This is a genomic window from Agromyces sp. P2_B3, from assembly GCF_056404815.1.
In genome coordinates this window covers 471,805-485,178 of sequence record NZ_JBFUDH010000003.1, presented here as the reverse complement: position 1 = coordinate 485,178, position 13,374 = coordinate 471,805, and the positions used below count along the sequence as shown (strand labels likewise).

Genomic DNA, 13,374 nt, shown 5'->3' with positions numbered 1-13,374 from the left:
GGACGGTGGGATTGCGGAATGACACGCGGCGTGCCGTCAAGCTGGCCAAGGACATCATGTGGTCGCGGCGCGCCCAGCGCGAGCTGGTCACCAGGCTCGCCGAGCAGCCTCCGCTCGAGCCGCACCACTTCCGCATCGGCGTCTACTTCGCCGACGGGCGGGTGAACCTCTACCAGCTGCGGCAGTGGTACAAGCCGCTCCTCGAGCTGTCGAGGCGGCATCCGGTGCTCATCCTCAGCCGCGCCTCCGGCTCGGCGCTGGAACTGCTCGCGGAGTCGCCGCTGCCGGTGGCCTACGTGCGCCGCGTGGCGGATCTCGAGCAGGTGATCCAGGACCAGGACCTGCACGTGGTGTTCTACGTGAACCAGAACGCCAAGAACTTCCAGATGATGCGGTACGGGCGCCGGTGGCACGTGTTCATCAACCACGGCGAGTCCGACAAGATGTACATGACCACGAACCAGTTCAAGGCCTACGACTACGCCTTCATCGCGGGCGATGCGGCCAGGGCGCGGCTCGAGAAGGTGCTCTGGGACTACGACTTCGACAAGCGCGCCATCCCGATCGGGCGCCCGCAGGCCGACCACTACCTCGACGGCTCGCCGCTGCCGTACACGCCCGACGACCGCGAGGTGGTGCTCTACGCGCCGACGTGGGAGGGCGACCGCGGCGCCGCCGCCTACGGCTCGATCGCCTCGCACGGCGTCGGCTTGGTGCGCGGGCTCCTCGCCACCGGACGCCATCGCGTGATCTACCGCCCGCACCCGAGGTCGGGCGTCGTCGACCCCGCCTACGACGCGGCGAACCGGGAGATCATCGCGGCGATCGCGGCGGCCAATGCCGCGGATGCCACGGCGCAGCACGTCTTCGACGACGGGCCGTCGCTGGGCTGGCAACTGGCCGCCGCCGACGTGGCGATCGTCGACATCTCGGCGATGGTCTACGACCGCCTGGCGGCGGGCAAGCCGCTGCTCATCACGCGGCCCGCGAACCCCGAAGCGCAGATCGACACCGGCGGATACCTCCAGGCCTGCGAGTGGCTCGAGGTGTCGGATGCCGCGGCCATGGTCGCACGCGTCGACGAGGTCGCCCACGACGCCGACGCCCTCGAACGCCTCGGCGTGTGGGTGCAGCGGTACTTCGGCGACACCACGCCCGGGGTCACCACGGAGCGCTTCCACGCCGCCGTCGAGCACCTGATGCAGGAGTGGGAGCGGTTCGCCGCGCTGCACGCCGACGACGAGGACGTCGAGGAGTTCGAGGAGGACGACGAGGACGAGGCCGAGGCGCTCGGCGCCTAGCGCTCCACCTCGGGCGGCTTCGGATGCCGGCGGCTCCTGCGTGCCGCTCGCGATGCCGCAGCACGGAGGCCGCGACTCGTCTCCACGGCGAAACCGCCGAGGCCGGCGCCGGCGCGCGTCAGCCGCGAGGTCGCCGCCGTGAGCACGCCGTCGCCCTCCCGTGGCTCGAGCTCGAGCGGCAGCGTCGCCGGCGGGGTCCCGAACGCGAGGCGCGACTGCTGCAGCACCCGGCGCCCGAGGATGTGGTTGCCCGCGCCGCCGATGGCCGCGCCGATGCCGAACGGGATGGCCTTGCCGATGATGCCGGCGCCGCCGCGCACCGCGAACTGCCGCACGAACACGTGCCGGAGCCGGTCCACGACGGTGCCCATGACCGCCTTCGGCATGGTGTTCGTGATGAGCTCGCCCCAGTAGGCGTTGCGGGCGATGCCGCCGCCGGCGGCCTGCCCCGCGAACTGGCGCACAAGGTCGACGCCCTCGCGCCCGAGCATCAGCGTCATCACCAGTGCTCGCGCCCGCTCGGGGTTCTCGATGGCGATGCCGTGCACCTCGGCGACCGACTGCGCGAACAGGGCGGTGGCCTCGAGGAACCCGGCCGTCTCCACGCCCGAGAGCACGAGGGTCACGCCGGTGCCGATGCCGGGGATGACGGCCGTCGCGCCGACGGCGGCGCCGCCGGTCGTCACGGCGGTGAGGTAGCGGCGCTCGAGGATGCGCACGATCTGGTCGGGCGAGGCGTTCGGCACTCGTCGGCGGATGCCGCGCAGGTGCGCCACGACGACCGGTCGCTGGATCGACAGCACGGTGTCGATGCCGCGCTCCATGCCGTGGGCACGACCCTCGTCGGGGGCGCGGCCGCCGGGCCCGCCCGTGCCCGAGGGCTGGGACGTGCCGGCACCCGGCCCCGTGGTCGGCGAGTCGGACGGCTGACCCTCGCGGGGCGCGTCCCCGCCCAACGAGGTGATCCTGTGCACGCGTTCGGCCATGACGCCGATCCTAGATGCGGCGGCAGGGAGGTCGCCCGAAACGGGGAGGGCTCGCGCGCGCCCCGCCGATGAGGTATGCGAGGCGGGCGTCGCTACGCGGTGCCGTGCTCGGCGTTGTACCGGTCGAGGACCTCGTCGATGCCGGCGTCGAGCACGAGCGCGCCCTTGTCGAGGTAGAGCCCGCGCGTGCAGAACCGGCGCAGGTCGCGCTCGTTGTGGGAGACGAAGAACAGGGTGCGACCGCCGTCGAGGAGCTCCTCGATGCGGCGGTAGCACTTCTCGCGGAACGCCTTGTCGCCGACGGCGAGGACCTCGTCGACGAGCAGGATCGGCTCCTCGAGCTGCGAGATCACGGCGAACGCGATGCGCACCTTCATGCCGCTCGACAGGTGCTTGTAGGGCGTGTCGAGGAAGTCGCCGATGTCGGCGAACTCGATGATCTCCTCGAACTTCGCGTCGATCTGCGCCCGCGTCATGCCGTGCAGTCCGGCGGTGAGGTAGACGTTGTCGCGCACCGTGAGGTCGTCGACGAAGCCGCCCGTGATCTCGATGAGCGGGGCCACCCCGCCCGTGACCTCGACGGTGCCCTCGTCGGCGATCATGACCCCCGCCACGAGCTTCAGCAGCGTGGACTTGCCCTGCCCGTTGCGGCCCACCACGCCGATCGCCTCGCCCGGGCGCACGTCGATCGACACGTCGCGGAGCGCCCAGAACTCGCCGGGGCGGGTACGACGGCGGCGTCCGGCGAACAGGTCCTTGAAGCTGCGCCGACCCCGCCGGTTGCGACGGAACCTGACCCCGAGGCCGCGCACGCGGATGGCGTGCGTCTCCGTTGCGGCGAGCGCCGCCGCTGCGGCATCCGTCATCAGATCTCCTTCAGCACCTGGCGCACGCTGCCCCGGAAGACGAGGAGCCCGACGGCGAGGATGGCGATGGACATGACCGCGGCGATCGCGACGTTGAACCAGTCGAGCTCGTCGGGGAAGAAGGCCGAGCGGTAGAGGCCGAAGATGCCCGTGAGCGGGTTGAACGCGGCCCACACGTGCAGCTCGGGTGGGAGGTTCGTGACGCCGTAGATGATGGGCGACGCGTAGAAGAGGAAGCGCAGGATGAGCTTGACCGCGCGCTCGAGGTCGCGGAAGAACACCACGAGCGGCGCCACGATGAGTGCCACGCCCGCCGTCAGGATCGCCTGGAGCAGGATCGCGAGCGGGAACAGCACGAGCTGCCAGCCGACCTGGGCGCCGAAGACGATCGCGAACAGGGCGAGCACCGGAAGTGCGAGCAGGAACTCGATGCCCTTCGAGAGCACGATGCGGTTCACCCAGATGGTGCGGGGGATCATCGTCGAGCGCACGAGCTTCGCGTCCTTGAGGAACGCGCGCGTCGAATCCGACACGGCCCCGTTGAACCACATCCACGGCAGGAGCGCCGAGAGGAGGAACACGATGTAGGGCTGGGTGCCGACGGGACGCTCGAACACCTGCGTGAACACGAACCAGTAGATGCCCGCCATCACCAACGGGTCGAGCACCGACCACACGTAGCCGAGGGCCGACGTGGAGTAGCGCACCTTGAGGTCGCGCGTGGTGAGCAGCCAGAGCGAGTGCCGGTACCGCGCCATCGGCGTCCGCTGCAGCGGATGCGTGTCGGCGTAGCTCATCACGCTCTCATCGTAGATGCCGTGCGGCGGTAGGTTTGAACCGGGCCGACGGCGCGTGCCGTGCCCGTCCGGAAGGAGCGTCGTGCGCCGCACCAGTACCCGCGTTCTCTTGAGCTGCGCCGCGATCGGTGTGGCCGGAGGCCTCGTGGCCGGGGCATCCGGCTACCTCGCGGCGGCGTTCGCGGCCTTCGGCCCGCTGCTCTACGGACTGACGGTCGGCGTGCACTTCCTTCCGAGCGTCGTCGCGCTCGCGCTGCTGAGGCGCCCGGGCACCGCCGTGCTCGCCGGGGTCATCGCGGGCCTCGTCGGCACCGCCTTCGCCCCGTGGTGGATCGGGCGGTACCTCGGCACCGGCCTGCTCGTGGGCGCGCTCATCGAATTGCCGTTCCTCATCACGCGCTACCGGCGGTGGGACGCGTGGATGTTCTACGTGTCGGCGGCGTTCGCCGGCCTCGTGCTCGCCGTCGCCGTGTTCATCGGCCTCGGCGCCGAGCACTACGCGTGGTGGGCGTGGGCGATCGCGCTGCCGCTGTGGGTGCTGAGCCCGGTGCTGTTCACCTGGGTCGGCCGGGTCATCGCAGCGCGGCTCGCCAAGGCGGGCGTGGCGCAGTCGGTCTCTTCGGCCGACCGTTGAGTCGGCCGCCCACGGCGGAGTCGCCGGCCGACCTCTGAGATGCGAAGAGCGGATGCCGCGTGGCATCCGCTCTTCACTGCTGTGGTGCTGATCACACGAAGTGGTTCGCGCGCTCCAGGTCTTCGGCGAAGTCGATCTCGACCGCGTAGAGGTCGGAGATGTCCATCGGCTCGACGAGCATGCCGCTCTGCTCGATCGCGAGCTCGATGCCGCGCTCGAAGTAGTCCTGGTCGCCGACGCGGGCGAGGTGCCCGAGCAGGGCCGCCTTGTCGCGGCTCGACACGTAGTTGATGCCGACCGCCTCGCCGAGGCCGCCGCGCACCGTCTTGGAGAGCTCCTTGATGTAGCCCTCGGCGGTGGTCGTGTACTTGACCTCCTCGTCGGACACCTTGGCGGTGTTGACGGTGACGAACGACTGGTCGCGGGCGATGAACGGCAGCGCGCGGTCGAGGATGCGCGGGTCGAAGACGACGTCGCCGTTCATCCACAGCACGCCGCCGGCGTGCGAGGCGGAGAGGGCGCGCATGAGGCTCTTCGAGGTGTTCGTCTGGTCGTACTCCTCGTTGTAGACGAAGGACGCCTGCGGGAAGGCCTCGATGATGTGCTCGAGCTTGTAGCCGACGACGATCGTCACGGCGGCGCCTGCGCCGAACGCGTGCTCGATGTTGTCGAACTGCTGCCGCATGATGGTGCGGCCGTCGCTGAGCTCGGTGAGGGGCTTGGGGAGGGAACGCCCGAGCCGGCTCCCCATGCCGGCCGCGAGAATCACGATCTGGGTGGTCACTGCATCTCCTTCAATGGTCGGATGCCACGGGCGCTCGTTGCCGAGCGTTCCCCCCACGTTCATCCGGAAGTTCGAATGTGGACACGCCGTTATGCCGGGTCTCAGGATATCGGCTCCGCGCCCGCTGCGCCGACCCCTTGACGTGGTCGTAGCAGGATCGTGATCGAGAGCACAGGGGATGCACAGGTTCCCAGCGCGTCAACGGGTGACGTCACGACTGGGTTCGCGGCGCGGTGGTTGGTAGGTTTGCGTGGTGACTTCCGTTTCGCGCTCCGACCAGAACGACGAACAACCCGAAGGCACCGGCACCGGGGTGTCTGCCGATCGGGGGTCGTCGGCTGCGCCGCGGGCGTCGCGGAGCACGACGAGCGCACGGGCAGCGAGCCGTCCCGCCATCGCGGACAACGAGTCCGACAGCCCCGCGAAGCCGGCGGCCAAGCCCCGCTCCACGCGCTCGGCTGCGGCCAAGTCCACGGCCGCCACGTCGACGGCGGCGAAGTCCGCTGCCAAGACCACCGCCGCGAAGACGACCGCAGCGAAGACGACCGCGGCGAAGTCGAGCCCGGGGAAGACGACCGCCGCGAAGTCGACCGCCGCGAAGACGTCGGCCGGCAGATCCGCGGCCGCGAGGTCGACGGCCTCGACGAGCGCGACACCGAAGCCCGCTGAGGACGCGCCGGCCGTCGACGCCGAGCAGACCCCGCAGTCCAAGCGCACCGCGGCGTCGCGCACCGCCTCCGCGAAGGCGGCGTCGGCCCGTGGCGAGGCGGCCAAGTCGGCACGTGCCGCGCGTGCGGCGAGCACGACCAGCCCGGCCGCGCGCAGCCGTGCGGCCTCCGCGGCGACCTCGAAGCGCCAGGCGCAGCGCACGGCCGCCTCCCTCACCACCGAGACCACGACCGCCGAGCGGACGAGCCGCAAGCCGGCCCCCGCCGAGGCGGAGGCGCCCGTCGCCGAGACGGCTCCCGTCGCACCCGCTGCCGCGCAGGCCGCCGAGGCGGCTCCCGTCGCACCCGCTGCCGCGCCGGCCGCCGAGGCGGCACCCGTCGCACCCGCGGCCGGAGCGACTGCCGCCTCCGAGATCGACGAGACCACGCGCGAGCGGCCCGAGCGACAGGCCGCCGCCAGGGCTGCCGCCGTCGTCGCGGCCGCGGCGATCGCCGACGACGCGATCGCCGATCCGTCGCCGCGTGCCGAGAGCAAGGCGCCCGAGACGCCCACGGCAGCGGCCGAGGCTGCAGCCGCGGCATCCGCTGCCCCGGTCGTCAGCGATCACGTACCCGTCGACGGGGCTCCGGCCACGATGACCCTGGAGGACGTCCTCTCCGATGCGGGAGTCGAGGTCGACCTCGATGCGGCTGACGTGGCCGCTGCGACCACCGCGCCGCCCGAGACCGAGGCGGCCCCGGTCTCCACGGTCGACAGCGAGCCCGAGGCATCCGATGCCACCGTCGACCTGGCGGTCGCGGTCATCCCGGCGCCGCGCAAGGCGACCGCCCGCAAGAAGCGCACGCTCCGCGTCGCGCGGCCGGCGCCGTCGCCCGACGCACCCACGGTGCTCTCGATCGAGGGCCTCGTGAAGAAGTTCGGCGACAACACCGCCGTCGACGGCATCACCCTCGATGTGCGAGCCGGCTCGTTCTACGGCATCGTCGGTCCGAACGGCGCGGGCAAGACCACGACGCTCTCGATGGTCACCGGCCTGCTCCGACCCGACGCCGGCATGGTGCGCATCAACGGCATCGACGCGTGGGCCGACCAGCGCGCGGCCAAGCGCGCCACCGGCGTACTGCCCGACCGGCTGCGGCTCTTCGACCGCCTCACCGGTGCCCAGCTGCTCTACTACTCGGGGGTCCTGCGCGGCCTCGACAGTCGTACCGTGCGCGAACGGAGCACCGAGCTCATCGCCGCCTTCGGCCTCGAGGACGCCGTCGACCGGCTCGTCGCCGACTACTCCGCGGGCATGACGAAGAAGATCGCGCTCGCCTGCGCCATGATCCACGCTCCGCGTCTCCTCGTGCTCGACGAGCCCTTCGAGTCGGTCGATCCCGTCTCCGCGGCCAACCTCACGGAGATCCTCGAGCGGTACGTCGGCGGCGGCGGCACGGTGGTGCTCTCCAGCCACGGCATGGACCTCATCGAGCGCGTCTGCGACTCGGCGGCGATCATCGTGGGCGGCCGGGTGCTGGCATCCGGAACGCTCGACGAGGTGCGCGCCGGCGAGACGCTCGAAGACCGTTTCGTCGAGCTCGCCGGCGGACGCAAGGCAGCGGAAGGCATGGAATGGTTGCACAGTTTCTCCGACTGAAGCTGCGCCTGCTCGGGAACATCTTCCGGCGGAGCGTCTGGCAGGTCGTGGGGATCGTGCTCGGCCTCGTCTACGGACTGGGTCTCGCCGCGCTCCTGTTCATGACGCTCGTCGGGCTGCGCTTCGTCGGTGACGTCGAGCTCATCCGCGACGTGTTCATCGTCGCGGGCTCGGCGACGGTGATCGGCTTCGTGGTGCTCCCGCTGCTGTTCGGCGTCGACGACACCATGGACCCACGGCGGTTCGCGCTGTTCGGTCTGCCCGACCGCACCCTGGCGTTCGGCCTCGCGATCGCCGCCATGATCGGGATCCCCGCCTTCGTGCTCGCGATCGTGCTCGCCGGGACCGTCGTGACCTGGTCGCGTGGAGTGGGGGAGACCATCCTCGCGCTGCTCGCCGCGGCGCTCGCCTTCGCGACGTGCCTGCTGCTCGCCCGGGTCTCGACCTCACTCGCCTCCGTGCTGCTCGCCACGCGACGCGCGCGGGAGGTCAGCAGCGTGCTCGGCGTGCTCTTCATCGTGCTGATCTCGCCGATCATCGTGGTGCTCGCGACGCTCGACTGGGCCAGCTCCGGCCTCGGCGTGCTCGAGTCGCTCGCGGGCGTGCTCGGCTGGACCCCGCTCGGCGCCGCCTTCGCCGCACCCGGTGACGCGGCGGCCGGCGACTGGGGCGTCGCCATCCTGAAGTTCCTCGTGGCCGTGCTCACGCTCGGAGCGCTCTGGCTGGCCTGGCAGGCGGTCGTGGCGCGCATGCTCGTGACCCCGGGCCGCGAGGCCTCGGCGAAGAGCTACCGTGGCCTCGGCTGGTTCGACCGGATGCCGCACACGGCGACGGGTGCGGTGGCCGCCCGCAGCATCACCTACTGGTTCCGCGACGCCCGCTACTGGGTGTCGTTCATCATGATCCCGATCGTGCCGCTGCTGGTCATCGTGCCCCTCGGTCTCGCCGGCATCCCGCTCGCCTACACGGCCCTCATCCCGGTGCCGCTCATGTGCCTGCTGCTCGGATGGTCGCTGCACAACGACACCGCCTATGACAGCACCGCGGTGTGGCTGCACGTGGCCTCAGGGGTGCGCGGCGCATCCGATCGCGCAGGCCGGCTCGTGCCCGTGCTCATCGCCGGCATCCTCGTGATCGGTCTCGGCAGCTCCGTGACGGTGTTCGTCATCGACGACTGGCGGCTGCTGCCGTCGGTCATCGGCGTGAGCACCGCCCTGCTCCTCGGCGGGCTCGGGGTCGGCTCGATCACGTCGGCACGCTTCCCCTACCCGGCCGTGAAGCCGGGCGACAGCCCCTTCCAGCAGCCGCAGTCGACCGGCGCGATCACGGCGCTCGTGCAGTCGATCACCATGCTCGGATCACTGCTCGTGGCCGCCCCGGCACTCGCCTTCGCGACGCTCGGCTTCCTCGACGGCGACTCGACGTGGAACGCGGCGGCGTTCGCAGCGGGCACCGGGCTCGGCATCGCGATGCTCGTGCTCGGCATCCTGGCCGGCGGACGCGTGTTCGACCGGCGCGGGCCCGAGATCCTCGGCGCGGCGCTTCGCGCCTGAGTTCCTCGCCGCATCGCACGAGCCGGCTGCGGGATCGCGGGAAGGCCGGCACCGTGGCATCCGCGCGTAGAATCGAGCACATGATCGATCCTGCACGCGCGAGCATCGCCGACCCCGACGCCCCCGGTGGAGGCACCTCCGTGCTCGACCGCGAGCTCGAGAAGCTCCTGCAGGACGAGGCCATCGAGCCGGGCGACCACGAGCGGTTCTCGCACTACGTGAAGAAGGACCAGATCCTCGAGTCCGCGATCACCGGCAAGCCCGTCAAGGCGCTGTGCGGCAAGAAGTGGACGCCGGGGCGCGACCCCGAGAAGTTCCCGGTGTGCCCCACCTGCAAGGAGATCTACGAGCGGATGAAGTCGGCGTAGTCCTCCCGGCGGCGCGTCTCCCGGCGGTGCGTCGGCAGAGCGGTGCGCACGGTCAGCGGTAGGTCGTCGGGATCACCGGCTCGCCGCGTCCGAGGCGGAACGCCTCGATTGGCAGCTCCTGCATGACCTCGGCCCGGTGCTCGCGCGCCGCACGCGTGCCTTCGGCACCGAGGAACGCCGGGTCGGCGACGCCGTCGTGCATGAGGTGCACCATGAGCGGACGCAGTTGGCTGCCGGGTTCGAACTCGGCCTCGCCGTCGGGTCCGTCGCCGACGTAGACGACCTCCTCCCGCGCGGTGCGCGTGGAGTCGAGGCGCCGTGCCGCGTTCTTGCGGCCGCCGACGCTCGCCTTCTGCGTGGATGCCTTCGCCACCGCGACCCACTCGCCGGCGTCGTCGCGACGGGCGACGAGCTTGTACACCATGCCCGCCGCGGGGAATCCCGAGCCGGTCACGACGGCCGTGCCGACACCGTACGCGTCGACCGGGGCGCCCGAGAGGCCCGCGATCGTGAACTCGTCGAGGTCGCTCGTCACGGTGATGCGCGTGTCGACGGCGCCGAGCGAGTCGAGCTGCTCGCGGACGGCCGCCACCACCGTGGGCAGGTCGCCCGAGTCGATGCGCACGGCGCCGAGCCCCGTGCCGGCGACCCGCACGGCCGTCTCGACGCCCCTCGCGATGTCGTACGTGTCGACGAGCAGGGTCGTGTCGGGGCCGAAGGCCTCGACCTGTGCGCGGAACGCCGCCTCCTCCGAGTCGTGCAGCAGCGTGAACGCGTGGGCCGCGGTGCCCATCGTGGGCAGGCCCCAGGTGCGACCCGCCTCGAGGTTGGAGGTGGCGTCGAAGCCCGCGATGTAGGCGGCACGGGCCGCGGCGACCGCCGCCAACTCGCTCGTGCGACGCGAGCCCATCTCGGCGATCGGCCGCCCGAGGGCGACCGAGACCATGCGCGCGGCGGCGCTGGCCACCGACGAGTCGTAGTTCAGCGTCGACAGCACCACGGTCTCGAGCATCACGGCCTCGGCGAACGTCGCCTGGATGGTCAGCAGGGGCGAACCCGGGAAGTACGCCTCGCCCTCGCGATACCCCCAGATGTCGCCACGGAAGCGGTAGTCGGCGAGCCAGTCGAGCGTCTCGGGTCGAACGACCTCGTTCGACCGCAGCCATTCGAGCTCGGCGTCCTCGAAGCGGAACCGCTGCACGAGCTCCAGGAGCCGCCCCGTGCCGGCGACGACGCCGTAGCGGCGCCCGTCGGGCAGGCGGCGCGCGAACGCCTCGAACAGGCTCTCGCGGTGCGCCGTGCCGTCTCGCAGTGCGGCATCCACCATCGTGAGCTCGTAACGGTCGGTGAAGAGCGCAGCTGACCCGGTCACACGGTCAGCCTACTGGTCGGCCGCGGGCGGGCCGGTGCCACGCGACGCTCGCCTAAGCTTGAGGACCGTGACGGATGCACCGATCGGGATCTTCGACTCCGGCGTCGGCGGTCTCACGGTCGCCCGTGCCGTGAAGGACCAGCTGCCGCACGAGTCGATCGTCTACATCGGCGACCTCGAGCACTCGCCGTACGGCCCGAAGAAGATCGCCGACGTGCGCGGCTATGCGCTCGCCGTGCTCGACGACCTCGTGGCGCAGGGCGTGAAGATGCTCGTGATCGCCTGCAACACCGCGTCGTCGGCGATGCTCCGCGATGCCCGCGAACGCTACGACGTGCCGGTCGTCGAGGTGATCCAGCCGGCAGTGCGCCGGGCGGTGGCCACCACCCGCAACGGTCGCGTGGGCGTGATCGGCACGGTCGGCACGGTGCAGTCGCGCGCGTACGACGACGCGTTCGCCGCGGCCCCGCACCTCGAGCTGTTCTCCGCGGCGTGCCCCCGGTTCGTCGAGTTCGTCGAGGCGGGCGTGACGAGCGGCGACGAACTGCTGGCCGTCGCCGAGGAGTACCTCGCGCCCCTTCGCGACGCCAACGTCGACACGCTCGTGCTCGGCTGCACCCACTACCCGTTCCTGAAGGGCGCCATCTCGTACGTGATGGGGGAGCAGGTCGCCCTCGTCTCGAGCGACGTCGAGACGGCGAACGACGTGTACCGGGTGCTCGTGTCGAACGGCATGGAGCGTCGATCGGCGCTGCCGCCGACCTACCGCTACGAGGCGACGGGCGGCTCCACGAGCGCGTTCCTCGACCTCGCGCACCGCCTGATCGCCCCCGAGATCCCGAGCGTCGAGCTCGTCGAGACGGGCGCCCTCACCCTTCCCCACCCCGCATGGCTTCGACAGGAGAACGCATGACCGAGGCATCCGACCCCCAGGCGAACCTGGTTCGCACCGACGGCCGTGCCGCCGACGAGCTGCGGAAGGTGACCTTCGAACGCGGCTGGAGCGCGCATGCCGAGGGCAGCGCGCTGGTCTCGTTCGGTGAGACGAAGGTGCTCTGCACGGCGTCGTTCACGAACGGCGTGCCGCGCTGGATGAACGGCAAGGGCCGCGGCTGGGTCACCGCCGAGTACGCGATGCTGCCACGGGCGACCAACACGCGGAACGACCGCGAGTCGGTGAAGGGCCGCATCGGCGGTCGCACGCACGAGATCAGCCGGCTCATCGGCCGGAGCCTGCGTGCCGTCGTCGACACGAAGGGCCTCGGCGAGAACACCATCCAGATCGACTGCGACGTGCTGCAGGCCGACGGCGGCACCCGCACGGCCGCGATCACCGGCGCCTACCTCGCGCTCGCCGACGCCATCGAATGGGCCCGCACCCAGAAGTTCATCGGGCAGAAGGCGAAGCCGCTCATCGACACCGTCTCGGCCGTGTCGGTCGGCATCATCGACGGCACGCCGATGCTCGACCTCGCCTACGTCGAGGACGTTCGCGCCGAGACCGACATGAACGTCGTCGCCACCGGTCGGGGGCTGTTCGTCGAGGTGCAGGGCACCGCCGAGGGCGCGCCGTTCGATCGTCGCGAACTCGACGCCCTCCTCGACCTCGCCCTCTCGGGCACGGCGGAACTCACGAGGCTGCAGCTGGCCGCGCTCGCCGCCGGCGAGGAGGCGGCCCGCGCATGAGCCTCGAGTTCGTGCTCGCCACGCACAATGCGAAGAAGGTGCGCGAGTTCCAGCGCATCATCGGCGAGCGGATGCCGGAGGCGGTCGTGCTGCCGTACGACGGCCCCGAACCCGTCGAGGACGGCCTGACGTTCGCCGAGAACGCCTTCATCAAGGCGCGCACGGCCGCGGAGCACACCGGCCGGATCGCGCTCGCCGACGACTCGGGCATCATGGTGGACGTGCTCGGCGGCGCCCCCGGGATCTTCTCGGCGCGCTGGGCGGGCGAGGCCGCCGGCGACGAGGCCAACGTGCAGCTGCTGCTCGGGCAGCTCGCCGACGTGCGCCGACCGAACCGCGGCGCCGAGTTCCACTGCACCATCGCGCTGGTCGTGCCCGACTCGGTGCTGGCCGGCGGGCACGAGTTCGTCGCCGAGGGCTCCTGGCGCGGCAGCCTGGCCTACGAGGCGCGCGGCTCGCACGGATTCGGCTACGACCCGATCTTCGAGCCCGAGGGCCTCGAGATCACCGCCGCCGAACTGCAGCCCGCGGAGAAGGACGCGCGGAGCCACCGCGCGCTGGCGTTCGTGGAGCTGCTGCCCGAGCTCGAGCGCATCGCGGCCCGACTCGACGGCTGAGCCCTGGCGCGACGCACGGCGTGCACGCGGCGGCATCCGGATCGGAGCAGTTTCGGAGAAGCGCCCGAAGATCGCGGCTCGCTAGCCTGAGTTCGACGGCCC

General features: G+C 71.4%; 13 protein-coding genes. 8 read left to right on the top strand and 5 right to left on the bottom strand.

Annotated elements, in window-relative coordinates; all coding sequences use genetic code 11:
- Positions 1–5 precede the first annotated feature (5 nt).
- Positions 6–1,301 (top strand): hypothetical protein, encoded by a 1,296-nt coding sequence (locus tag AC1DZA_RS07865; RefSeq protein WP_476772314.1) that lies wholly within the window; start codon positions 6–8, stop codon positions 1,299–1,301.
- Here the strand turns inward: AC1DZA_RS07865 and AC1DZA_RS07860 are convergent.
- The 3 genes from AC1DZA_RS07860 to AC1DZA_RS07850 form a co-directional block, all read right to left on the bottom strand.
- Entirely contained in the window at positions 1,298–2,287 is a 990-nt protein-coding gene (locus tag AC1DZA_RS07860; protein ID WP_476772313.1) for a hypothetical protein, read from the bottom strand. The two genes, AC1DZA_RS07865 and AC1DZA_RS07860, sit on opposite strands and share 4 nt — an antisense overlap.
- Before the next feature lie 92 nt (positions 2,288–2,379).
- The gene (locus AC1DZA_RS07855) at positions 2,380–3,153 is read right to left on the bottom strand and encodes an ABC transporter ATP-binding protein (RefSeq protein WP_476762077.1); all 774 of its coding nucleotides are present in this window, start codon (positions 3,151–3,153) and stop codon (positions 2,380–2,382) included.
- On the bottom strand, positions 3,153–3,950 hold the full coding sequence (locus AC1DZA_RS07850) for an ABC transporter permease (protein ID WP_476762076.1): 798 nt from the start codon (positions 3,948–3,950) through the stop codon (positions 3,153–3,155). Before AC1DZA_RS07850 ends, AC1DZA_RS07855 begins: the two co-directional genes overlap by 1 nt.
- 82 nt (positions 3,951–4,032) lie before the next feature.
- On the opposite strand from AC1DZA_RS07850, the gene AC1DZA_RS07845 reads away from it, so the two are divergent.
- Positions 4,033–4,584 (top strand): ECF transporter S component, encoded by a 552-nt coding sequence (locus tag AC1DZA_RS07845; RefSeq protein ID WP_476772312.1) that lies wholly within the window; start codon positions 4,033–4,035, stop codon positions 4,582–4,584.
- 91 nt (positions 4,585–4,675) lie between these two features.
- Here AC1DZA_RS07845 and AC1DZA_RS07840 read toward each other — a convergent pair whose 3' ends face one another.
- Entirely contained in the window at positions 4,676–5,368 is a 693-nt protein-coding gene (locus tag AC1DZA_RS07840; protein WP_309979672.1) for a phosphocholine cytidylyltransferase family protein, read from the bottom strand.
- Between the two features lie 253 nt (positions 5,369–5,621).
- On the opposite strand from AC1DZA_RS07840, the gene AC1DZA_RS07835 reads away from it, so the two are divergent.
- From AC1DZA_RS07835 to AC1DZA_RS07825, 3 genes are all read left to right on the top strand, one after another.
- Positions 5,622–7,676, top strand: coding sequence for an ABC transporter ATP-binding protein (locus AC1DZA_RS07835; RefSeq protein WP_476772311.1), 2,055 nt, complete (start codon positions 5,622–5,624; stop codon positions 7,674–7,676).
- Positions 7,652–9,229, top strand: coding sequence for a hypothetical protein (locus tag AC1DZA_RS07830; protein ID WP_476772310.1), 1,578 nt, complete (start codon positions 7,652–7,654; stop codon positions 9,227–9,229). Before AC1DZA_RS07835 ends, AC1DZA_RS07830 begins: the two co-directional genes overlap by 25 nt.
- 80 nt (positions 9,230–9,309) lie before the next feature.
- Positions 9,310–9,597, top strand: coding sequence for a DUF3039 domain-containing protein (locus AC1DZA_RS07825; RefSeq protein ID WP_309979667.1), 288 nt, complete (start codon positions 9,310–9,312; stop codon positions 9,595–9,597).
- Positions 9,598–9,649: 52 nt separating this feature from the next.
- Here the strand turns inward: AC1DZA_RS07825 and AC1DZA_RS07820 are convergent, their stop codons facing one another.
- Positions 9,650–10,924, bottom strand: a complete 1,275-nt coding sequence (locus AC1DZA_RS07820; RefSeq protein ID WP_476772357.1) for a nicotinate phosphoribosyltransferase — start codon at positions 10,922–10,924, stop codon at positions 9,650–9,652.
- Between the two features lie 112 nt (positions 10,925–11,036).
- Here AC1DZA_RS07820 and murI point away from each other — a divergent pair, with 112 nt between their 5' ends.
- From murI to rdgB, 3 genes are read left to right on the top strand one after another with little or no spacing between them, the layout of a single operon-like run.
- On the top strand, positions 11,037–11,882 hold the full coding sequence (murI, locus tag AC1DZA_RS07815) for a glutamate racemase (RefSeq protein ID WP_476761740.1): 846 nt from the start codon (positions 11,037–11,039) through the stop codon (positions 11,880–11,882).
- Positions 11,879–12,655: a ribonuclease PH gene (gene rph, locus AC1DZA_RS07810; RefSeq protein ID WP_476761739.1), complete on the top strand. Its 777-nt coding sequence runs from the start codon at positions 11,879–11,881 to the stop codon at positions 12,653–12,655. Before murI ends, rph begins: the two co-directional genes overlap by 4 nt.
- The gene (rdgB, locus tag AC1DZA_RS07805; protein ID WP_476761738.1) at positions 12,652–13,272 is read left to right on the top strand and encodes an RdgB/HAM1 family non-canonical purine NTP pyrophosphatase; all 621 of its coding nucleotides are present in this window, start codon (positions 12,652–12,654) and stop codon (positions 13,270–13,272) included. Before rph ends, rdgB begins: the two co-directional genes overlap by 4 nt.
- Positions 13,273–13,374 lie beyond the last annotated feature (102 nt).

Excerpts from the sequence above, each read along its gene's own strand:
- AC1DZA_RS07860 (WP_476772313.1), bottom strand. The coding sequence starts at position 2,287 with ATGGCCGAACGCGTGCACAGGATCACCTCGTTGGGCGGGGACGCGCCC.
- AC1DZA_RS07855 (WP_476762077.1), bottom strand. The coding sequence starts at position 3,153 with ATGACGGATGCCGCAGCGGCGGCGCTCGCCGCAACGGAGACGCACGCC.
- AC1DZA_RS07850 (WP_476762076.1), bottom strand. The coding sequence starts at position 3,950 with ATGAGCTACGCCGACACGCATCCGCTGCAGCGGACGCCGATGGCGCGG.
- AC1DZA_RS07830 (WP_476772310.1), top strand. The coding sequence starts at position 7,652 with ATGGTTGCACAGTTTCTCCGACTGAAGCTGCGCCTGCTCGGGAACATC.
- AC1DZA_RS07825 (WP_309979667.1), top strand. The coding sequence starts at position 9,310 with ATGATCGATCCTGCACGCGCGAGCATCGCCGACCCCGACGCCCCCGGT.
- AC1DZA_RS07820 (WP_476772357.1), bottom strand. The coding sequence starts at position 10,924 with ATGGTGGATGCCGCACTGCGAGACGGCACGGCGCACCGCGAGAGCCTG.
- rph (WP_476761739.1), top strand. The coding sequence starts at position 11,879 with ATGACCGAGGCATCCGACCCCCAGGCGAACCTGGTTCGCACCGACGGC.
- rdgB (WP_476761738.1), top strand. The coding sequence starts at position 12,652 with ATGAGCCTCGAGTTCGTGCTCGCCACGCACAATGCGAAGAAGGTGCGC.